This is a genomic window from Devosia sp. A449 (assembly GCF_054489375.1).
Map to the genome: position 1 here is coordinate 146,574 of NZ_JBTMWU010000008.1, position 21,115 is coordinate 167,688.

The window sequence follows — 21,115 nt, forward strand, 5'->3', positions numbered from 1 at the left end:
TCACCGCGAGCGGTTACGTGCAGGTGGGCAACTGCCGGATCTGGCAGGGAGCCGTTGACGGCCTTTTCGGCGATTTGGTCCACGCTCAGGTTCTGCTCGGCAATGGAGGCTTCGACCTCAGCCGGCGTCATGAAGCCAGCGGCGACAAGACGATCGCCCAGAGTCTTAAGCGGATCGCGGAACGTTGCCGCATCCTGGTCGGCCTTGCTGCGATAGTGCTGTATGTCGTAGTTGTAGTGCCCCCAGAGACGAGGCACGCGGAACTCGAGTAGGCAAGGACCTTCACCGGAGCGCACCTTTTCCGCCGCAAGGGCGATGGAGTCGCGAACGGCAATCGGATCGGTGCCGTCGGCCGTCACGGAGGGCATCGCATAACCGGCGGCGCGCTGGGCCAGGCGGGTAATGCGGAACATGTCGCCCGTCGCTGTCAGCTCGGACCAATCGTTATTCTCAACAATAAAGATGATCGGCAGGCGTTTGGCGCTCGCAAAGGCGAAGGCTTCGTGTACCGAGCCCTGGTTCATGGCGCCGTCGCCGATGGTGACGACAACGATCCGACCGTTTTGGGCATGGGGGTTTGCCAAAGCCACGCCACAGGCGATTGTCGTGCCTGCCGACGATAGAGTTTTCGCCTATGAGCCATGAAATAAGCTGAACCTGCCCTGCCGCCGTTGATGCCGTCCCGGCGGTGGCAGAGTTCCGCCATGATCGAATAAGGATCGAGATCAGACGCAAGTGCCCATCCGTGACCGCCATAGGTAGCCAGAACCTGATCACCCGGGCAGGCCGGCAATGGCTCCTACCGCTACCGCTTCCTGGCCAGCACAGAGATGGATCGAGCCAACGATTTCGGGCGGGTTCTGGTCAGAGAGAAACTGGGCCTTGGCTTCAAAAGCACGAATAAAGGCGATTTTTGCCAGCGCATCGTTGGCGTAGTTGTGCTCAGAAATTGGGAGCGCGGGTGGACTCGTTCTGGCGGCGATGGTCAAGGGGCAACTCCGGCTACGTAAATTTTAGGTATATGACAAAACATTGGCCAAATTGTCACGATATTGCAATGACAACATACTATGATCATTTCTGGCAAAGCACCCCTAAGTCGTGGGGTTTGTTCTGAGCGCCATTCTCAGATAATTGCTTCGCTCTCGAGGCAAAGAAGTTCACTCTGCGACAAGCCGAGTTGCTCTAGCAGGGACCTCGATGAAAGGACTGCAGGACCCGGTAAATCTTGGGGGGCACGAAGAGGGCCATAGGGTGTGAAGATGGCCTTCTGCTCGTCCAGGCCAGCCAGCGCAAGGCTGAGAAGCATTGACGCGCCGGAGCTCTCGACGGAGGCTGCGTCCGGTGTCCCGACCCACCTATGAATCGCGTATTGGATTTTCATTGTGGTGGGAGAGGCCGGTAGGGCCGCGTTTGTGCCGTCGATGACCAGTTCATATTGGGAAGCCAGCCGCAGAACGAGTCCCTGGGCCTCGGGCCGCTGCAAGTCTAGAGCGACACAAGAATAGCGGGAGACTATGTCGTCTCCGGGAGGCTGAAGGTGGGTGCCCCGCTGGACAATTAATCCGACCTTGGCTCCCCGGCGGGCAAGCAGCTCTGACAAGTGCAGGGCTCCCAGCTCACTAGCCAGTACCAGGACACGCTTATTTGGGAAATGGGTAGTCATTAGTCCCTCCGTAATAGGAAGGTTCTAGGAAACCTCAGGGAATCTGTCAAATACATATGTCCGCATCATATATCGATGATATTTGCCGCGATATGATTCAGAATCGCGAGATAGGTATCCATCTTCTCTTTGAACCGCGTAGTCGGCGCAGAAATGCCCAAGACAAGCATCGAGCTTTACCACCAAGGGGCACCGCAATGCAGGAAAGGCCGATTTCATATTCTTCCGCATCGACCCCAAAGTCTCGCTCGCACGTGCGTGAGCGTCGTCCGTAGTACCGTCTGGAATCTCCGAAGCGGATATCGACAGACTCCCAACCCGAGGCCGGCGTGCAGGCGACAGGATCGATCAGATAATGCCCGCACATCTGCAGGAGCCGGCGGTTATAAACACGCTCCGCCCACCAGGATGGTATCGACCGCCGTCTTCATGTTGTCGTAGATGCCGCGGCTGCAGGGGCCCTTGAAGAAGGCGAAGGCTCGATCGTGGGCGTCGGGCCAAGCTTGCCGCCGGCCGTCCTCCAAGTGCCACCCCGAGATAATGGACTATACGTTCCAGCCGCGACGACCGTCGTGATTGCTCTGCCACAACGCCATCGGCAAAGCGCTCAGCAAAGATCTTCCGCCGACAGAATGGCGCGTCGCAAACGAACCGCCGGGCCATAAGGCGAAGTTCAACACGACGACCGGCACAAGGCAGGTCGGAAACGATCCGAAGATAGCGGCTATGAATGCCTCTTGAGCGACTTCCGCGCCCAGGCCCGGCTCGGACGGCGCATCCACATATCCGCCCGAACGCCGCAACGAAGACCGAAATGCCGCGGACGCTTCCGACTCATCAAACATCGAATATTCTTGAGTGACAATGTTGGGGATGCAGGTAGCCAAGTGGATGGAGGCCGCCGTCAAAACCGGACCCAGGAAATTGTGCGTCGCCACCGGGCTGGAAAAGGATTCCGCGACGGCCGCGATCTTTTTGCAATGCGTGAGGCCGCCCGCCAGCCCGACGTCCGGCCGGATGAACTGGGGGCCGCCTCGCTCGAGCAACTCGCGGAATTCCCAGATCGTGTTTAGGCGCTCGCCATTGGCGATCTGCGTTCCAAACTTCCGTGCGATATCGGCCTGTGCGGTAATTCTGTCGATCTGAATGGGATCTTCGACAAAAAGTGGATTGAACTTGGCAATTTCGCACAAAATCGCGTCGACCTGCAGCGGCGTGAAGCCCCGGTGCAGCTCCACGATGATGTCGGCGCCACTGCCCGCAGCTTCCCGGGCGGTAGCCACCATGTCGACGACATAACGCACCAACGTGTCGTAGTTCATTCTTGCGAAATCGTCCGGGAACGGAATGAATTTGACAGCTGTGAAGCCGTCGGCAACCGCTTTCGTGATATCGGCGGCAAGCTCTTCGGGCGTCGTGGACCAGAGCAGCAGATGGAGTCGGACCTTGTCGCGGCATTTGCCGCCCATCAAGTAACAGACCGGAGCGCCGTAGTGCTTCCCCTTGATATCCCAAAGAGCGATGTCGACAGCGCTCAGGGCTCCGCCCAGAGCAGAGCCGCGGAACGGCCCCATGCGGTACATCTGCTGCCAATGATGCTCGGTGCGCAGCGGGTCCTGACCGACGAGGTAGCGGTCGAACGTCTGAACGATGGCGTGGCCGGCCTCGGGATAGGCCCAGAGGCCCGACTGGCCGAGGCCGGCCAAGCCGGTATCGGTGGTGATACGGACGAAGTGGGCGCCACTCGCGAGGAGCGACTCTACCTTTTCGATTCTCATTTCGGAACTCGTGGTCTGGGTTGCAGCGGCCCCTTGGAGCCGTCAATGGGTATGGTGGCGGCAACGGACGGACGGAGCGAAACCTTCGCGAACCAGCCGGCCAAGGGGACGCGGCCATGGCGCCAGTCGAGATCGGCAAACCGGGAGTCCAGGTAGCCGAACGCCGACACGACGCTTATTCCGGCGATGTCGAACGCCGTTTCCAGCGCGGCTACACCGTCATTCATACGGTCCAGTGCATCTTCGATCTTGCCGAACTGCCCGGTTCGCCAGTCGTCCCACCGGAACTGCGTCGGGCAGACCACTGTCTCGTAGCGCACGAGAAGGGCCGCATCGAGGAGCCCGTCAGCGAGCGCCTGCCGAGTGAGCGCGGTCCAGCGAGCAGGTCCTGAGCGAGGGAATATCTGGCCTTCGAAACGGCTGTCAGATGATAGACCACCTGTCGAGAATGGCGGGCTTCGTCTAACCGCTTGGCGATGCACGTGATTTGTGCAGTAGTGACAAAATTCGCCTACACAGGCGCCTTTCTCGCGCCATTGCCTCTACTTACGATCATCAAGAATGGCGCGGATGGCTTGGTGTTGGTTAATATAGACGCGCCCGGACAGACTGTCGAGAAACTCGGTGTCCTTCAGCCTGTCCATGACCGGGCCTTTGAAGGCGCACGCTCGGGTCGTTCAGACGATTCTCGATGGCTTCGAGGCTTTCGAGCGCAGACATGTTGATGGCGTTGACGGCCGAACACATGAGAACGACGTCACTTAAACCCGGATTGGCGGCAACCTGGTCTGTCAGAAGATCTTCCAGATAGCGCGCATTGGCGATGTACAGGCTTTCGTAAATGCGTATGGACAGGACGCCCGGGACCGTTTCGACCTGGTGGCGCTTAACGTTGCGGAAATACTCTGTACCCGGCACCTGCCCGACGATGGCGGAATGGGTTCGAGGCACGATAAAGAAAGACCAGGACCGACGCGCCGACACCGAGCGAAATCCCGGCCTCGACGCCGAGCGGAAGGGTGCCAGCCAGGGTGATGGCGACCGTAGCGAAATCGGCTTTAGAATAGGACCAAGCACGCCTGAGGATGAAGAAGTCGACCAGCGTCAGCACGGCTACGACGATGGTGGCGGCCAGCGTTGCTTTGGGCAGGACGGCAAGGAATGGGGCGATAGCAGCGTCGCGACGGCAATGCCGATGGCGGTGAACGCACCGGCGGCCGGGTGGCGGCGCCAGCGTCGAAATTGACTACGGAGATGATGAGTGCTGGCACGAAAAGTTGCTGCATGACGCCCAGATTGAAGCTGGGAAGGGACAGCGGGGGCAAACCCTGCGGGACGCCACCGACCTGCGACACGCCTTTGCCTCCCAGTTCCATCAACGTCGACCACGCCATGGTGAGGAAGACGACCAGTACCGGACCGCCGCGGACCATGAAGATCGCCAATTGCTTGGATACGCCCAGGCGGTTGAGCCAGTTCTTAAGATCAAGGCGTACCCACAGCAAGAGCGCCAATGCCACTGCGCCGACTGCAACAGTGTACCAATTTATGGCGCCGATGTTCCCGATGATGGACAATACGAGCTCGGGCATGGCGTGGCCTTCGGTGCGAATGCCTAGAAGGCCGCCGACCTGGCTGGTGGCGATGATGATCCCCGAAGCGGTGATGAAGGCGGAGATGACCAGGTGGGACAGGAAATTGGCGGGGACGCCAAGCCTGAACAGGCCCATCAACGTCAGCATTCCGCCGGACAGTAAGGCGAGCATGATGGCTGCCCGGCGCCGCGACGCAGCCCACCGCCGCGCCGGTCGTCAACGAGACAACGGCTACCGGACCGACTGCCAGCGCCGAGGATGTCCCCAAAATCGCATAGACCTGCAGCGGCAGGATCGAAGCGTAAAGACCCGCTTCCGGGGGCAGGCCGGCAAGCAACGCATAGGCCAGCGATTGCGATATCAGCATGATGGTCACGATGACCGCCGCGATTAGGTCGCTGGTAAGCGTCTGCCGGCTAAACCGCCCACCCCAGTTGAGAATCGCAAAGAAGCTGGTCAAGCGCATTGGGAGTCCGCCGCACAGCGTTGCCTGGCCATGAGATCATCCGCGGTGAAAAAGCCGGTTACCATGGCGCGTCTGGAAACAGGCCGAGGGGCAAACGGATATAATGGCGGCCATTGCTTTCCGGGGGCGGCAAACGTCCGCCAGCAATGTTGACCTGTAGAGCATGCAGGATCAGCCGGGGCATGGGAAGCGTGCCGTCGCGTTGCTCGCGGATCGCCACAAAGGCGTCTTCATCGCTCCGCAGGTGCGGATTTTTCCCACGCTGCTCAGCCGGTGTGCTTAGCCAGAGCACCTCGCGGCCGCCAGGCTGGTAATCGTGCCCGGTAAAGAGCCTTGTGTCGTCTGGCAGCGCCAGCAACCCGACTATGGAGCGATAGAGCGCGCGAGCGGATCCGCCTGGAAAGTCGGTGCGCGCCGTGCCGCTGTCGGGCATGAACAATGTATCGTGGATGAAGGCGGCATCGCCGATGATGAAGGTGGTCGAAGCCAGCGTGTGACCGGGCGAATGCAGGGCGCGGGCCGCCAGGCTGCCCAGCGTGAAAGTCTCCCCGTCCTCGAACAGCTTGTCCCACTGGGAGCCGTCAACGGCGAGGTCGGACCAGTTGTAGAAGTCTTTCCAAAGTCGTTGTACGGCCGTGACCGTTGCTCCGGTCGCGGTGCGCGCCCCGGTTTTTGACTTGAGATACTGGGATGCCGAAAGATGGTCGGCATGGGGGTGCGTGTCGATGATCCACTCCACCCGGTAGTCTCGCGCAGCACAATGGGCAAGGATCGCGTCAGCATTGCGCGTCGCCAGATTTCCCGAGCGTTCGTCATAGTCCCAGACCGGATCGATAATGGCGCAGGCCCGCGCGACCGGATCAGCAACGACATATTGAAGCGAGAACGTCGCCGGATCGAAAAATACGCTGACATCAGGCTGGATAGGGTCGGTCATGGCTGCATCTTGCGTGCTAAAAGCGGGTTGCGCGCCCCGGCCCATGGCTTTTGGCGCGCCGCGACGAAGGCGATATCGCTAACGTCCTGGCAACTGAGGCCAGAATGCCGCGACCGAGCGTTTGCGGGCCGGGAGATTATCGCCACCTCGCTTCGTCGCGCGGTGAACATCGACCTTCCCGACCTGCAAATGCGGCTCACAAGCTCACTTCGGAACGGTTACGGAGACAGATGGCCGATCTGAAATCTTGGCAAACCAGTCTCTCAATCGAGGATGATCCTTGCGCCAGTCAAAGTCGGCAAATCGGAAGTCCAGGTAACCGAGCGCGGCGGCGAAGGTGATGGTGCCGATGTCGAAGGTTGCACCGAACTCGCCCACCTGTTCGTCCATGCTTATCAGGGCATCCACGACCTTGCTGTGCTGGCCGGCGCGCCATTCCTCCCATTGCAGGTTGGCCGGGCGGCCCACCATTTCGTAGCGATGGAGCAGCGCGGCATCAAGCAGGCCGTCGGCCAGAGCCTGCCGCGTCAGCGCCTGCCAGCGTTCGGCACCGGTCTTGGGAAAGATCGTACCGTTGAAGCGGGCATCGAGATATTCGCAGATCACCCGGCTGTCGAAGAGGAAAAGGCCGTCGTCGGTCCGCGCCGCCGGAATCTTGCCCAACGGATTGACCGGCTGGATGGTGGCGTCCCGATTGACGGGATGGGGGGCGGCGGGAAGCAGCTTGAGCTGGCCTGCAACCCCCAGCTCGTGGGCACAGATCATCACCTTACGCACGTAGGGCGAGGTGATTGCATAAAAAAGGTCCAAAACCATGTTTGTATCCAGACTGAGAATAGGGTTGTTCATTTCGACCGTTTCAGCAAGCTGCGCACCTCGTCGACGAGGTCGTCCGGCGAAGGGATGAGCGCCTGCTGCAGTTCGGCCGATGCCGGGATACGAACATCAGGGGTCGCGACGCGGCGAATATTGATCGGCCGGCCATCCGCAGAGCGGTATTCAAGGACGCGCGCCACGATCTCGGCGCCAAAGCCACCAGTTCTGGTGGCTTCGTGGGCCACGATGACATTGCCGTTGGATGCGTCGACGGCTGCCCGAAGCGCCGTTTCGTCGAGCGGCGACAGCCACCGCAGGTCCAGCACCGTTGCTTCGATCCCCTCGGTCGCAAGCTGTTCAGCAGCCTGCAGGGCCTTGTTGACCATCATGCCCCAGGAGACGATCGTGACGTCCTTGCCCTCGCGCTTGAGCTTGGCCTTACCAACAGCCTCCGCCTCGTCGGTGATGATGACCTCGGACTTGGTCTGATAGCCCTCGCGCGCCTCGATGACGACACAGGGATCGTTGTCGCGAATAGCGGCGCGAAGCACTGCGTAGTTGTCGTTGGCGTTGCTGGTCACCGCGACCTTTAGCCCGGGAATGTGTGCGAGAATGGCTTCGATGGACTGAGCATGCTGGGGACACGAGCCGGGTGTCGCGCCCTGCTGGGTGCGCACGGTCAGCGGGGCGCTGGTCTTGCCCTGGCTGAGATAGCGCACGTTCGCCGCTTGGTTGACCAACTGGTCGAGCGCCACGAAGATGAAGTCGGCCCACATAATCTCGACCACCGGGCGCAGCCCGGATATGGCGGCGCCGACGGCGCTGCCCAGAATAGCGTTTTCTGCAATCGGCGTATCGAAGACCCGGTGCTCGCCGAACTCGCGTTGCAGGTTGCGGGCGGCTCCGAAGATGCCCCCGGCCTTGCCGACGTCTTCGCCGAAGAAGATCACGTCTTGATCGTTTTGAAGTTCCGTCTTGAGCGCCAGGTTGACCGCTTCGATGCCGCTCAGGGTCTGACGTTCGACCTCGTTGACCTGAACCTCGGGAATGGTCGAGACCACATGGTCTGCCGCCTGCGCAGCATTGGCGGGCGGCAGAGCAACCACACGCTCGACGATGGCCTCGACACGGCTCGCCTCTTCAGCGACGACCTTGTCCAGATCCGCATCGGTGAAACCCTGCTCCAGCAGTCCCGGCCGCATGGTGAGCAGCGGATCGTTTGCCTCTGCCGCTTCGCGGTCGGATTTGGAGCGATAGTGCTGGATGTCCCGATTATAGTGGCCCCACAACCGCGGCACCTTGAATTCCAGCAGACTCGGCCCGTTTCCGTTCCGCGCGTGCTCGGCTGCTGCTGCAATGCTGTCCCGCACGGCAACAGGATCGGTTCCCGAAATCGTTGCCCCCGGCATGCCGTAGCCGCGGGCCCGCATGGAAAGGCGATCGATCGCGAACATGTCCGATGTCGCGGTCAGCTCCGACCAGCCGTTGTTCTCGACGACGAAGATGACGGGCAGCTTTCGCGCTGCCGCAAAGGCGAAGGCTTCGTGGACAGAACCCTGATTCATCGCTCCGTCGCCGATGGTGACGATCACTACCCTTCCCGTATCGCGCAGCGTGTTGGCGATGGCGACGCCGCAGGCAATGGTGGTGCCGGCGCCGACGATGGAATTCTCACCCACAAATCTGGTGTGTGGCGCCGCGATCAGCGCCGAGCCGCCGCGACCTCCGTTGACTCCTCCTTCGCGGTGGCACAGTTCTGCCATCAGCGAGGTCGGATCGAGATCCGAAGCAATGGCCCAGCCGTGGCCTCTATAGGTGCAGATGATCTGGTCGTCGTCGCGAAGTGCGGCGATCGTAGCGACCGGCACCACTTCTTGACCGGCACAAAAATGCACCGAACCGTTGATCACGGGTGGCTTGGCCGCCGATAGGTCCATCGCCTTGGCCTCAAACGCCCGGATGAAGGCCGCCCTCCTGAACACATCGATCTGAAATGAATTGGTCGTCGTTGCCATTATGTCCTGCTTTGTCATTGTTGTTGCTCTTGCAAGCGATCAGGCACGCGTCGGTGCCGTGGATGATATCGCCCTACGCTGGAGGACGCGATTACGTGGGTGCCGTTCCGGACAGTTAAGCCAGAAGCTCCACCTTGTTGATCGCGCAGGCCTCTACCCGGTCCCAATCGAATGACCAGCCTGCTCCTGGCTCGTCGCTCAGCACCGCGTGGCCGTCCGAGTAGGTCAGGGGCCGCTTCAGGATGGTCTGGGGAGTCGCCATATTTCCGCGGTGAATGAATTCGATGGCTTCAATCGCGGAAAACGCGCCGGCCAGCTGAGCGTGCAGCTCCGGAGAGGTCAGAGGCAGAGCGGTACAACCTGCAGCTTCCACCAAGCTCATCGCCCTAATGGCACCGGAAACGCCACCGCACCGCGTCGCATCCAGGCGAAAAAGGCCCAATTCGGTGACGGCGCGCTGAATTTCGCTGATAGCGGTCATGTCTTCGCCGGCCGCCAGCGGGGTCTTCAACTTCCCCTGCAACCGGCAGGTCATATCCACCAGGTGCGCCGGGAACGGATCTTCGATGAACTGCAGCCCAAAATCGTCGATGCTACGACAAGCCTTGAGCGCCGCATTGAACGTGCCAAAAGCCCAATGGTAGTCGACGCTCATATGGCCCTTCACAAGGGGGACGAGCCGTTCAAGGTACGTGTATTCGGTCTCGATGTCGCCGTTTATCGGCAATTTGAACCGCGTGAACCCTTGGTCCATTAACTCCTTGGCCTCATCGGCCAGACTGTCGATGTCCCTGCTGTCCATGTGCGATCCGATCATGGGCATTGCCGGCACTTTGTTCGCATGGCCGCCCAACATGCCGTAGAGCGGCAACTGCGCCTGCTTAGCGGCAATGTCCCACAAAGCGACGTCGAACAGGCTGATCACCGGTTGCAGGGCAATAGCGTTGGGCCTGAAAGACTTCTCGTATTTGGCGGTCGTTGCCCGACGCAGCGCCGGGTCGGATTTCAGGTAATGGGGCGCCGCCATCTTGATGAAATCGAGCACGGGCGTGCCGTTCGGCCGGGTGATCGCCGCCCCCACTATGCCATCGTCCGTTTCTAGCCGCAGAACGAAGTAGGTTCGTTCGCGCTGCGTCCCGTAGGGAATATCGACGGGGGGGACAGAGCATTCAATCCCGTGAATTTTGCTGACGATCATGTTCTTCCCTCTATCGAACTATCTGTGCGTCTAAACGTCATGCCTGTGCCGGAAACCCCGTGTTTCCGGCTAAACCTTAAGCAAGGACCTACCGGCCTGCCCCACTGGCGACCTGTTTTCATGGGTTCACCTCTTGGACACATCGCCAAAGGCCGCGACCGGGCGGGTAACTGGGCCGCGCCTCGCACTCCGCCAGACCAGTGGCACCAGGACGATGGCCACGGCGGGCAGCACGATCCAGTTCAGCGAAAGCCAGCCGGACGAGTTCAGTAGCGCTCCTGACGTAAACGAGGCCAGGGCCACCGTGCCAAACACGATGAAGTCGTTGGCGCCCTGCGCCTTGGAGCGTTCCTGCGGTGTGTGGTAGTCGGTCACCATCGCCGTGGCGCCCAGGAAACCAAAGTTCCAACCCACGCCCAACAGAAACAACGAAATCCAGAAATGAGCCAGATCGAGTCCTGAAAGGGCGACAAGCGCCGATGTCCCCATGATGAGCAGGCCCGCCGCGGCGACACGCTCCTTGCCGAAACGCACCATCAGGCGACCGGTGAAAAAGCTGGGGCCGAACATCGCCAGCACATGCCATTGAATACCCAAGGCGGCATGGTCCATCGAGTGGCCGGTATGAACCATGGCCAGGGGCGCAGCCGTCATGACAAAGGTCATCAGGCCATAAGAGACCATGCCCACCAGCACCGCCAGAGCATAACCAGGGGTCAGGATTATCTCGCGCAGCGGGCGACCGGTCGACGCGGTGTTTAGGTGCCCCGCCGCGGTTTTATCGGGTGAGCGAAACAGGAGGATGATGGGGACTGCCATCAAAGCGAGTGCCGCTTGGCCGATGAAGCTGCCGGCAAACGGTACTCCGGGAATGCTATTTCCCGTCCAGATCACCAATTGCGGGCCGAGAATGGCTGCCGCAAGTCCACCGATCATCACTGCCGAGATGGCTCTGCTCTTTCTCGGACCATCGAGTCCATCGGTGGCCGCAAAGCGGTAGCTTTGGATATAGGCTGCATAAAAGCCGGACAGCATGGTGCCAAGGCAAAAGACCAGGAACGAGGCCGTCATCACCCCGACCGTGGAAACGATCCCGGCCACGGCGCCAATGACGGCGCCAAAAAAATAGCCGGAACGCCGGCCATAGCGGCGCATGACCATCGCGGCCGGGACGGTACCAAGCGCCAAACCGAGGTTGTAAAGACTCACCGGCAGGGTGGCAATGGCGCCGTCGCCTGACAGCTTTTCCCCCACCAGGCCACCGAGCGAAATGATCACCGGACCATTGGAGCCGCCCAGGGTTTGGGCCAGTGCTAGGACCACGATGTTGCGGCTGACTTTGGTTTCGCTGGACATCAAAAAACATTGCCTGTGAGAAGCTGGTGATGAAAGAATAAGACTAAATCCGGGCTCCGGCTGTGGCTGCCGACAGTGAAAAGCTGTGTCGACTGACGCCATCTCCACAGCAAGCTGGGAGACGCCGCCGGAATTTGCGGGCGCTGGACTACCCCTTGACCGCACCGGCCGTCAGGCCCTTGACCATCAGGCGTTGGAACAGGGCGAATAGGATGGCCACCGGCAGAATACTGATCATGCCCCCCGCCGCGAGACTGCCCCATGGAAGCTGGAACTGTCCTACCAGCATCTGCAGTCCGACCGGCCAAGTGCGGCTGCCGGTGCTCGAGGTCATGAGCAGGGCAATCAGGTAGTCGTTCCACGCCGCGATAGCGATGAACACGGCAGACGCCACCAAGCCGCCTTTTACGACGGGAAGCACTATCCGCCACAACGCGCCGGCCCGGGTGCAACCGTCGATACGCGCCGATTCATCAAGCTCGGCCGGAACTCCATCAAAGAACCCTTTCATCATCCAGATGAACACCGGCAGCAACAGCGCGGAATAGGCGATCGACAGCCCCACTGTGGAGTCGAGCAAATTGAGGCTGCGCAAGATGATGAACATCGGAATGACCAGCATGATGGACGGCACCATACGGACCAGCAGATAGAACATCATCGTTTCGTTTCGCCCGCGGAATTGTCCGCGGGATAGGGCGTAGCTGGCCAGCACGCCGCCGCACAGGCAGATCAGTACCGTCAGACCGGTGGACATCGCACTGTTGCCCAGGAGTCGCGGATAATCCCCGCGTACCCAGACGTTTTGATAATGCGAGGCTGTCCACTCCAGCGGGGAGAACCGCATGATGCCATCCAGAATATCGCTTTCCGACTGGAACGAGAGCAGGAAAGACCACATCAGCGGAAACAGCGCGAACACCATCAAAAGTGCAGCAGCGAGATAGCTAGCAATATTGCTAAGAATTTTGCTTCGTTTAACTGACATGATGCTAGTCCTTCATGATTCTGGAGTATCTGACGTAAGTATAGCTAAACACCAGAAGGATAAAGAACATGACGGTCGTCAGGGCGCTCGCATACCCGAAGTCAAAGTTCAGCCTTGCCTCCTGGTAGGCGTAGAGCGATAGCACCATCGTCGACAGGGCGGGGCCGCCACCGGTCAGGATCAGCAGGATGTCCGGCGAGTTCATCAATGCGATGACCCGCAGGATAACCGTGGCGACGATCATCGTCTTGAGCATGGGCATCGTCACAAAGGCAAACTGCTGCCGTCTCGTGGCGCCGTCGCAGCGCGCCGCTTCGTAGAGTTCGTTGGGAATGCCTTGCAGGCCTGCCAGCAGAAGCAGGGTGAAGAATGGGAATCCGTGCCAAATCTCGACGACGAGGGCAGTCCACATGGCAGTGCTCGGATCGGCAAACCACGCCTTGGCCTGGCCGATAATGCCCAGATACACCAAGATGTCGTTGATGATGCCAATACGAGAATCGAGCATCACAGCCCACATGTGTGCGGCCACGATATTCGGCAGCATCCAGGGCAGCAGCATGATGATGCCAAGGAACTTGAACCCCGGCAGCGACCGGTTCAGCAGCAAGGCGGCCGCCAGGCCCAGAACCAGCTCACCAAGAACGGCGCCGACCACCCATTTCACCGTATTGCCCAAGGCAAGCCAGAACAACGGGTCGGTGGCGATGCGGATGAAGTGCTTGAGCCCTACAAAATCCTGGCCCTTGTCGGGTCGGGTAAGGTGCATTTCGCGAATGCTGAGGCTGAAGCCCCAGAAAATTGGAAAAAGGATGATGATGCCAATGATCACCATGCTCGGTATCAGGAAGACGAAAGGCCACCGCTTGCCTTCGATGAAGCCGATTACTTTCGACAGCGGTCGCAAGAAAGGCGTGTAGCTACGGATGGTGGCAGGCGTCATAGTCATCGTTTGCTCCTGTCATACAAGCGGAACGAGAAGGGTGTCCCGGCTCGTCAGCACAGCGTCGAATGAGAAAGCACCGACCTGCTCCGCACGTCACAGGGACGCGCGGAAGACAGTGCTCGTGTCGTTGAAGGCGATAAGATCGACCGTGGGCCGTCTTAGCTCGCCAGGGCGCTTTCCAGACCACGGATCATCGCATCAGCTGCGTCTTCGGGCGTTGTCAGCCCAAGCAGCAGCTTCTGGAACTCAGGCAGGACCACAGTCATGCGCCACGGGGTCTGACCGGGGAAGGACAGGGTCTGCGTTCCCTTCTCGTAGCCTTCAGGAGCGGAGGCATAGAGTTCGTTGTTGGCGATTTCGGGGAGCTTGGCCAGTTCCTGGTTGGCTGGGTAGTGCCCGTTCTGGTTGAACAGGGCCAGCGCGGCTTCAGGCGTCGCCCAGAATTCCAGCCATTTCCAAGCCAGGTCAGGGTTACGATCGCTCATCATGGACGTATAAAGATTGGTCATCGGAATGGCGTGCGCTTCCGGTCCCTTCGGCACCAGCGCCGTGCCGATCTTGTCGCGACCCAGAGCATCGACAAACTCCTTGGTGGCGCCGGTGTGATACCAGATCATCGAGGTATTGCCGGTTTTAAAGCTCTGGAAAATCTGCCCGAAGCTGTCTGCCGGTGCGCTCGGCTGGCAAACCTTGTGTTTGGTATAAAGGCTGGAATACCAATCAAGCGCCGCGACGACCTTTGCCTTGTCGAGCGCCATCTTACCGTCCTCGACAATCTTGTTGCCGAAGGCCTGCATTATCATAATCACGAAGCCGTCGCCGCCGGCGCCGCCACGCATGCAGAAACCATACTGGTCCTTGCTCGGATCGGTCAGCTTGGCCGCCACTTCGACGAATTCCTCGAAATTGGTCGGCGGGGTCAACCCGAGCTCGTCGAAGCGGTCCTTGCGATAGAAGGCCTGGGTGACCATGGAAGCGAACGGCACGGCATACTGCTTGCCGTCCCGGGTGACACCATCCCACACCTTTGGAGCGTAATTGTCGTAGAAACCGGCTGCCTGGATGCGGTCCGAAATGTCAAGTGCCGCGCCCAATGCCAGCATGTCGGCGGCATTGTTTTCCTGGATCATGCAGGTGTCTGCGCGCGCGTTGGCGATCACAGCATTGGTAATCTTGGCCAGATATTCCGGCAGTGGAATGGTTTCGTGTTGCAAGCTAATTTCCGGATACTTGGCGTGAAACGCCTGGATCACGGCTTCAAGGCCGGCAATCTCGGTTTGGCTGGTAAAATGATGCCAGTAGTTCAGGCTTTCGGCGGCGTAGGCCGGAAGTCCAAACTGCGTGACAGCCAAGGCTGCGGACGATCCGACCAAGAATTTACGGCGATTTAGTTCCATGTTCTTCCCTCCCTAATTGACAAACGACTGGAAACTAAACTTCCAGAATAAAGTTCTTCACTGTGTACTTCCCGACAACGTCCCAATCGAGTTGCACGCCGATCCCTGGTTCCTCATCCAGGTGCAGCATGCCGTCGACTATATTGGGACCCTTTCGGTTAAGGCCGGCCGAGCCGGAAGCCGTGCTATCGCCAAGCATTTCGACAGCCTCGATGGCACGCGACGCCCCAGCCAATTGCCCGTTAAGCAGGGTTTCCACATGCGGCATCACCGTGCATCCGGCGGCCCGAGCCAGATTGAGGGCACTGACCGAGCCGGTGACCCCACCGCAGGCGCTTGGCCCCAGGCGGAAGACGCGGAACTTGCCCTTTTCCAGGGCATAGATGTTGGTCATGTCCTCACCATAGGCGATCGGGGTCCGCAACTGCGACTGCAGTGTTGCGGTCATGTCGATCTCCTGAACGCCGAACGGATCCTCGATGAAGCGCAGGCCCAAGTCGTCGATCTGGGTGCAGGTGGCCAGGGCCTCCCCAAGCGAAATCCAGCTCCAGTGCGCATCGGCCGAGAGCTTTCCTTCGGCAACCTTCATGCAGGCCTCGACATATTTTTTGTCGAAAGCGGGATCCTTGCCCGAGAGGTTGATTTTGACCTGGGCGTAGCCCGCGTCGACGTACCTGGCGACTTCGTCTCTGACGTCGTCGATGGTCCGTTCATTGAGATAGTAACCGGCAACCAGCATCATCGGGACCTGCTTGCGCAGCCCGCCCAGCATCTTGAAAAGCGGCAGGCCGCTGGACTTTGCCGCGATATCCCATAGCGCGACGTCAAAGACGCTGAGCGCGTGCATCAGAATGGGTTTGCCGCTGACATGGGCATGCCCCACATCGTGCGCCAACTGCGCGATCATCGTTGAATCGGCACCCAGATATTCCGGGGCCAGCAGTTCAAGGATAGACAACAGGGGCGTACCCCGAGTTCCAGAATAATATTCGCCGATGGTGCCGTCGGCAGTTTCCAGCCTTAGCGCGACCCCTTTGCGCGCCTCGATCCGGCGCCCCTTAAATACAACCGGACGCTGCAATGGTATCACGCATTCCGCTGCAAATATCTTCTTGATTACTCGACCGTCGTCGACCATAGAATCCTCCAAATTACGCAGATCAATTACAAACTCCCTTGGGAATAATCTAAAGATCCAGTCTAAGATCGGACTGGGCGTCAAATAGGTGGACCTTTTTCACGTCCACTGAGAAGTTGACATGGTCCCCAGGCACGAAGTTGAGCCGTTCGCGGGATATCCCGTTAATTGTTTGCTTGCCGATCCGAATGAAAACCTGGGTTTCCGCACCAGTGGGCTCGATCAGTTCGACCAGGCCAGCAACGCCGCCGTCGCCGATCACAACGGATTCCGGCCGGACGCCATAGATTGCGCGGGTCCCAGAATGGCGCTGCGCTTCTGTTGGCAGCGGCAAGACCGTTCCGTCTTCCGTAACGAACCCGCTGGCCTCGATGCTGCCGCTGACCATGTTCATGGCGGGCGAGCCGATGAAGCCGGCAACGAACGTATTGCGTGGAAAGTCGTAAAGCTCGAGGGGCTTGCCCACCTGCTCGATGACGCCATCGCGCATGACCACGATCTTGTCGGCCATTGTCATGGCCTCGATCTGATCGTGGGTCACATAGACGGTCGTTGTCCGCAACCGCTGGTGCAGCGCCTTAATTTCGGCGCGCATCTGGACGCGGAGCTTGGCATCAAGGTTGGACAAGGGCTCGTCGAACAGGAAAACCGCCGGGTCACGCACAATCGCGCGACCCATCGCGACGCGCTGGCGTTGACCACCGGACAATTGCCTTGGATAGCGGTCCAACAGGGCCTCCAGCCCCAAGATGTCTGCCGCTGCGCGGACCTGAGCCTGCTTGGCTGCCTGCGTGGCCCCCTTGAGCTTTAGGGAGAAGCCCATGTTATCGGCGACAGTCATGTGCGGGTAGAGAGCATAGCTCTGGAAGACCATCGCGATATCGCGATCCTTCGGCGGCAAGTCGTTAACGACCTTCTCTCCAATTGAAATGTCACCGCTCGTAATATCTTCAAGACCGGCAATCATGCGCAACAAGGTCGATTTTCCGCAACCGGAAGGACCGACTAACGTTACGAACTCGCCATCCTCTATGTCGACGAAAACGCCACGCAGTACGGGATGCGAGCCGTATGATTTCTTGACTGCAGAAATTGTGACCGGTGCCACCGATATCCTCCCAGACTAAACAACGGGTACATTGCAACTACTGATGTTGTTATCAGCAATATGACAGTAATGCCCTATATGGTCGGGCTATTTGTGTCAAATATATAACGGATCATCAAATGTGGGTTCAAGTTGCTACAAGTTTCCAATGACATGAATTGCAATATCATTGCATACTTTTCTTCGTAAATGCGCCCGGACAGCTTAGCTATACTTCTATTCTGCCCGGGCACTCGAATTTTATTGGCAACTATGCTCTAAAATTTGAAAAACGCTACCGCTTGAAATGAAGATCGCCAGAGCAGCCCCGAACTTGGCGCGCTTGCCCAAGTCGAAATCAGATCGCGAGGTACCCGCCGTCGACCGGGACTGTTGTACCAGTCACAAAGCTTGCCTCATCGGAGCACAAGAATGCGATAACCGCGGCGACTTCCTCCGGACGACCATGTCGGTTCATTGGGCAGTGGAATTCCAGCCATTGCGCCAGGTGCGCAACGCTTTTTCCGCCCATTGCCGTGTCGATATAGCCCGGGGCCACTCCATTGACGCGAACGCCGAAGGACGACAGCTCCCGGCACATAACCTGCGTCAGTGAACGAACGCCGCCTTTGGATGCGGTGTAACCAGCCTGCGAAAAGCCGCTGGTGAACGCGGTAATGGATGCCACGTTGACAATTGCACCCTTGGTTTCCTTCAGCCCGGCGAGAAATGCCGACGTCACGTTGAACGTGCCGGTGAGGTTCACGCTGATGCTGCGGTCCCACTGTGCCGGCGAATCCGGATCGCCCAGGCGGGCCGGACCACTCGTGCCGGCATTGTTGACGACCATCGAAAAAGGGCCGTATTTTTCGACCAGTTCCTGAGCGACTACATTGCAACGTTCACGATCCGATACGTCGAGCTGCACCGCGTCCGCTTTTCCACCACTGCTGGTCAGTTCGGCTGCCTTGGTTTTTGCACTCTCCAGATCGAGGTCTGCCAGCACGACGCGGGCGCCACGCTTGGAAAGAGCCTGAGCGGTTGCGAAACCGATTCCACCAGCACCGCCGGTAACAAATGCATTGCGGCCATCCATTTATGTTCCAACTCCCATATAGATTGTGAGCACATATTTGCTTCTAACACGGCCACACTTAAACTTGCATCTGAGGCGTGTCAAATACAAAGGCCTCCATCATATTATGATGCTAGAAATTACTTGTCTTATATATAAATCGCGTCATTTTCAGGCGCGACCAGCCCCCGAAACACCTCTTCTACGCATTGCCGCAACCGGCAACGACGACTTCGGGCCGGAACCGACTGAAACCGCCTACGACTAATTGTGGAGGCGCCCGCTACATGACTGCTTCGGTCTGTATGGGTCTACCTGGCGAATCGGCTCGAAGGCGTGGATCGCCGCTGCGGTGAATCGGTCTGCCTTGGTCCATTTACGTAGAAAGTGACAATCTGGCGCTTGCGCCCTATCGCGCTGGTCCCGTGCCGATGGTCATCAGCGGCGCCGGGATCCACCCCCGAACGGGTCGCCTGGGTGATTGATGTGGGACGGCGCGCGCAGGCTTTACGCCCACCTAAGTTCCCCACACTACCGCTGCACCGGTCTCTCTGGTGCTCACGCCCAAAGCGCGAGCACCGTTTCTGAAGCCCGCCCGCCGTCCGCCAGCAGCGGCCGGCCGTATTGCGTGCTAATCCTCGGTGCCCTCAAACACCGCCGCACGACGCTTGAGCACTAGAGGCAGGCACATCATGACGATGAATGCCGTAGACAGGATTAGGAATGTCAGGCTGCGCGGGCTGGTGAAGAACGTCGAATAATCGCCCATGGAGATCAGCAGGCTTAGCCTATAATTCTCCTCCAGCAGCGGACCAAGAATAAATCCAAGGATCAGCGGGGTCAGCTCACAGCCCGCTTTCTTCAGCACGAAGCCCAGGATGCCGAATATCGCACAGATAAAGACATCCATCGTATTATACGAAATACTGTAGGCACCTACCAGGCAGAACATGATGATGGCCGGTCCCAGGAACCGATACGGTATGCTGAGCAGCTTGATCCATAGTCCCACCAGCGGGAGGTTGAGCACGAGCAGAAGCAGGTTGCCGATCCACATGCTGGCGATGAGGCCCCAGAACAGGTCCGGACGCTGCGTGATAACTTCCGGGCCGGGCGTGATGCCCTGGATCATCATCGCACCCACCATCAGCGCCATAAGCCCGTTCGACGGGATGCCCAGAGTCAGAAGCGGTACGAAGGAGAGTTGCGCTGCCGCATTGTTGGCACTTTCCGGGCCGGCCAGACCTTCTGGCGCACCATGGCCGAATTGCTCTGGATGCTTGGAAAGCTTACGCTCCAGCACATAGCTGGCAAACGAAGCCATGGTGGCTCCGCCTCCTGGCAGCACTCCCAGAAACGATCCTAGAGCGGTGCCGCGTAGCATTGATGGCAGGGTTTGTTTGAGCTGCGCCCAGCTCGGCAAGAGTCGGCCGGTTTTGACCGACACGGTAGCCTTGGTTTCCCCTTGCAGGTTAAGCAGGATTTCGCTCACGCCAAACAGGCCAATGGCGACGACCACGAAGTCCAGGCCGTCATAGAGCTGTGGAATACCAAACGTGTATCGTAGCTCGCCTGACGTGGTATCGATGCCGATCAGGCTAAGGGCAATGCCCAATAGGGCCATGGCGATCGACTTGATCGGCGAACTGCCCGAAAGCATGACTGCAAAAAGCAACCCCAGCACGACCAGGCTGGTGTAATCGGCAGGCCCGAACAGCAGCGCTATTGAAGATAACGGCTTGGCCACGAAGGCCACGAGCGCTGTAGCGATGGTGCCGGCAATAAATGAGCCTATCGCCGCCAGCGCTAGGGCAACACCGGCCTGGCCCTTCTTGGCCATGGCATTCCCGTCCATGCAGGCGATCACCGACGACGCTTCCCCGGGAAGGTTTACCAGGATCGCGGTGGTGGAGCCGCCATAGAGCGCGCCATAGTAGATGCCCGCCAGCATGATCAATGCGGCGGTATCGGGCATGGAGTAAGTCAGGGGAAGCAGCAACGCGAAGGTTGCAGAGGGTCCGATACCCGGCAACACGCCGATGATGGTGCCCAGGCTGACCCCGACCAGGCAGTACAGCAGGTTGATCGGCGTAACGGCGGACGCAAAGCCGACTTGGAGATTGGCAAACAGGTCAATCATGGGAGCAAGGGCATCCTAACCCCGATACCGATAACAAATACCAAAATACAGAATACGGTGAGCGCCATACTTACGGCGATGAGCTCGATTATCTTGATTTTCCCGAAGGCCGCATAAGTTGAAGTCGTAAGGATGGTGGAACTGACGATGAAGCCCAGCCGCTCGATGGTCAGGCCGAAGAGCACGATGCCGACAATAATCAGGAAAGGACGCAAAGCGGGAAACTGGACCGCCTTGGAATGGCGCCGGATCAGATCGTTCAGCAACACAAACGCACCCGACGTAGACAGCAGTACCCCGACGGCAAGCGGGAAGTATCTTGAGCCTGGCTGAAAGCTCGAACCTATTGAAAGATCGCTCGAAAAAACAATCATCGCGATCCCAACCGCAAGGAATATTGTGCCAGCGAGAATATCTTCTCGCCCGAGTGACAGTCGCTCCACCCGCGCCTCCTTTGCCCGCACCATCGCCTTGATGGACGATGCTGCGGCTATGTTTTCAGGAAAAATCAATGATC

General features: G+C 59.1%; 16 protein-coding genes and 6 pseudogenes. All 22 read right to left on the minus strand.

Annotation, left to right across the window (positions count from 1 at the left end; all coding sequences use genetic code 11):
- Positions 1-62 precede the first annotated feature (62 nt).
- Positions 63-608, minus strand: a pseudogene (locus ACX3OW_RS18840) (thiamine pyrophosphate-dependent enzyme); the annotation flags it as partial.
- 165 nt (positions 609-773) lie between these two features.
- Complete coding sequence (locus ACX3OW_RS18845; RefSeq protein WP_459097335.1) at positions 774-989, minus strand: hypothetical protein; 216 nt, start codon at positions 987-989, stop codon at positions 774-776.
- Between the two features lie 987 nt (positions 990-1,976).
- Positions 1,977-2,160, minus strand: a pseudogene (locus tag ACX3OW_RS18850) (IS21 family transposase); the annotation flags it as partial.
- Positions 2,156-2,407 (minus strand): annotated as a pseudogene (locus tag ACX3OW_RS18855) (ISL3 family transposase); the annotation flags it as partial. The pseudogenes ACX3OW_RS18855 and ACX3OW_RS18850, both read right to left, overlap by 5 nt.
- 53 nt (positions 2,408-2,460) lie before the next feature.
- Positions 2,461-3,444, minus strand: a pseudogene (locus tag ACX3OW_RS18860) (mandelate racemase/muconate lactonizing enzyme family protein); the annotation flags it as partial.
- Positions 3,441-3,764 carry a glutathione S-transferase C-terminal domain-containing protein gene (locus ACX3OW_RS18865; RefSeq protein ID WP_459097336.1) on the minus strand — a complete coding sequence of 108 codons (324 nt, stop codon included), beginning with the start codon at positions 3,762-3,764 and terminating at the stop codon, positions 3,441-3,443. The gene ACX3OW_RS18865 and the pseudogene ACX3OW_RS18860, both read right to left, overlap by 4 nt.
- Positions 3,765-4,029: 265 nt before the next feature.
- Entirely contained in the window at positions 4,030-4,428 is a 399-nt protein-coding gene (locus tag ACX3OW_RS18870; protein ID WP_459097337.1) for a sodium-independent anion transporter, read from the minus strand.
- Positions 4,331-4,615 carry a SulP family inorganic anion transporter gene (locus ACX3OW_RS18875; RefSeq protein WP_459097380.1) on the minus strand — a complete coding sequence of 95 codons (285 nt, stop codon included), beginning with the start codon at positions 4,613-4,615 and terminating at the stop codon, positions 4,331-4,333. Before ACX3OW_RS18875 ends, ACX3OW_RS18870 begins: the two co-directional genes overlap by 98 nt.
- Positions 4,503-5,505, minus strand: a pseudogene (locus ACX3OW_RS18880) (SulP family inorganic anion transporter). The gene ACX3OW_RS18875 and the pseudogene ACX3OW_RS18880 overlap by 113 nt, the downstream one beginning before the upstream one ends.
- 58 nt (positions 5,506-5,563) lie before the next feature.
- Positions 5,564-6,424 (minus strand): annotated as a pseudogene (locus ACX3OW_RS18885) (MBL fold metallo-hydrolase); the annotation flags it as partial.
- Between the two features lie 222 nt (positions 6,425-6,646).
- Positions 6,647-7,252 carry a glutathione S-transferase gene (locus ACX3OW_RS18890; RefSeq protein WP_459097381.1) on the minus strand — a complete coding sequence of 202 codons (606 nt, stop codon included), beginning with the start codon at positions 7,250-7,252 and terminating at the stop codon, positions 6,647-6,649.
- Between the two features lie 35 nt (positions 7,253-7,287).
- On the minus strand, positions 7,288-9,273 hold the full coding sequence (locus ACX3OW_RS18895) for an alpha-ketoacid dehydrogenase subunit alpha/beta (protein ID WP_459097338.1): 1,986 nt from the start codon (positions 9,271-9,273) through the stop codon (positions 7,288-7,290).
- 115 nt (positions 9,274-9,388) lie between these two features.
- Positions 9,389-10,471, minus strand: coding sequence for a mandelate racemase/muconate lactonizing enzyme family protein (locus ACX3OW_RS18900; RefSeq protein WP_459097339.1), 1,083 nt, complete (start codon positions 10,469-10,471; stop codon positions 9,389-9,391).
- A 126-nt stretch (positions 10,472-10,597) separates the two neighbouring features.
- Entirely contained in the window at positions 10,598-11,827 is a 1,230-nt protein-coding gene (locus ACX3OW_RS18905) for an MFS transporter (protein ID WP_459097382.1), read from the minus strand.
- Between the two features lie 148 nt (positions 11,828-11,975).
- Positions 11,976-12,815, minus strand: coding sequence for a carbohydrate ABC transporter permease (locus ACX3OW_RS18910; RefSeq protein WP_459097340.1), 840 nt, complete (start codon positions 12,813-12,815; stop codon positions 11,976-11,978).
- A 4-nt stretch (positions 12,816-12,819) separates the two neighbouring features.
- Positions 12,820-13,764, minus strand: a complete 945-nt coding sequence (locus ACX3OW_RS18915; RefSeq protein WP_459097341.1) for a carbohydrate ABC transporter permease — start codon at positions 13,762-13,764, stop codon at positions 12,820-12,822.
- Between the two features lie 155 nt (positions 13,765-13,919).
- Positions 13,920-15,158, minus strand: a complete 1,239-nt coding sequence (locus tag ACX3OW_RS18920; RefSeq protein WP_459097342.1) for an ABC transporter substrate-binding protein — start codon at positions 15,156-15,158, stop codon at positions 13,920-13,922.
- A 34-nt stretch (positions 15,159-15,192) separates the two neighbouring features.
- Positions 15,193-16,296 (minus strand): mandelate racemase/muconate lactonizing enzyme family protein, encoded by a 1,104-nt coding sequence (locus tag ACX3OW_RS18925; protein ID WP_459097343.1) that lies wholly within the window; start codon positions 16,294-16,296, stop codon positions 15,193-15,195.
- A gap of 49 nt (positions 16,297-16,345) precedes the next feature.
- Positions 16,346-17,404, minus strand: coding sequence for an ABC transporter ATP-binding protein (locus ACX3OW_RS18930; protein ID WP_459097344.1), 1,059 nt, complete (start codon positions 17,402-17,404; stop codon positions 16,346-16,348).
- A 337-nt stretch (positions 17,405-17,741) separates the two neighbouring features.
- Positions 17,742-18,479, minus strand: a complete 738-nt coding sequence (locus tag ACX3OW_RS18935; protein WP_459097345.1) for an SDR family NAD(P)-dependent oxidoreductase — start codon at positions 18,477-18,479, stop codon at positions 17,742-17,744.
- A 610-nt stretch (positions 18,480-19,089) separates the two neighbouring features.
- Positions 19,090-20,598: a tripartite tricarboxylate transporter permease gene (locus ACX3OW_RS18940; protein ID WP_459097346.1), complete on the minus strand. Its 1,509-nt coding sequence runs from the start codon at positions 20,596-20,598 to the stop codon at positions 19,090-19,092.
- Positions 20,595-21,110, minus strand: a complete 516-nt coding sequence (locus ACX3OW_RS18945) for a tripartite tricarboxylate transporter TctB family protein (protein WP_459097347.1) — start codon at positions 21,108-21,110, stop codon at positions 20,595-20,597. Before ACX3OW_RS18945 ends, ACX3OW_RS18940 begins: the two co-directional genes overlap by 4 nt.
- Between the last annotated feature and the right edge of the window lie 5 nt (positions 21,111-21,115).

What these genes read in the sequence shown, in the direction of transcription:
- ACX3OW_RS18895 (WP_459097338.1), bottom strand. Translation starts at nt 9,273, where the DNA reads ATGGCAACGACGACCAATTCATTTCAGATCGATGTGTTCAGGAGGGCG.
- ACX3OW_RS18900 (WP_459097339.1), bottom strand. Translation starts at nt 10,471, where the DNA reads ATGATCGTCAGCAAAATTCACGGGATTGAATGCTCTGTCCCCCCCGTC.
- ACX3OW_RS18905 (WP_459097382.1), bottom strand. Translation starts at nt 11,827, where the DNA reads ATGTCCAGCGAAACCAAAGTCAGCCGCAACATCGTGGTCCTAGCACTG.
- ACX3OW_RS18910 (WP_459097340.1), bottom strand. Translation starts at nt 12,815, where the DNA reads ATGTCAGTTAAACGAAGCAAAATTCTTAGCAATATTGCTAGCTATCTC.
- ACX3OW_RS18915 (WP_459097341.1), bottom strand. Translation starts at nt 13,764, where the DNA reads ATGACTATGACGCCTGCCACCATCCGTAGCTACACGCCTTTCTTGCGA.
- ACX3OW_RS18920 (WP_459097342.1), bottom strand. Translation starts at nt 15,158, where the DNA reads ATGGAACTAAATCGCCGTAAATTCTTGGTCGGATCGTCCGCAGCCTTG.
- ACX3OW_RS18925 (WP_459097343.1), bottom strand. Translation starts at nt 16,296, where the DNA reads ATGGTCGACGACGGTCGAGTAATCAAGAAGATATTTGCAGCGGAATGC.
- ACX3OW_RS18935 (WP_459097345.1), bottom strand. Translation starts at nt 18,479, where the DNA reads ATGGATGGCCGCAATGCATTTGTTACCGGCGGTGCTGGTGGAATCGGT.
- ACX3OW_RS18940 (WP_459097346.1), bottom strand. Translation starts at nt 20,598, where the DNA reads ATGATTGACCTGTTTGCCAATCTCCAAGTCGGCTTTGCGTCCGCCGTT.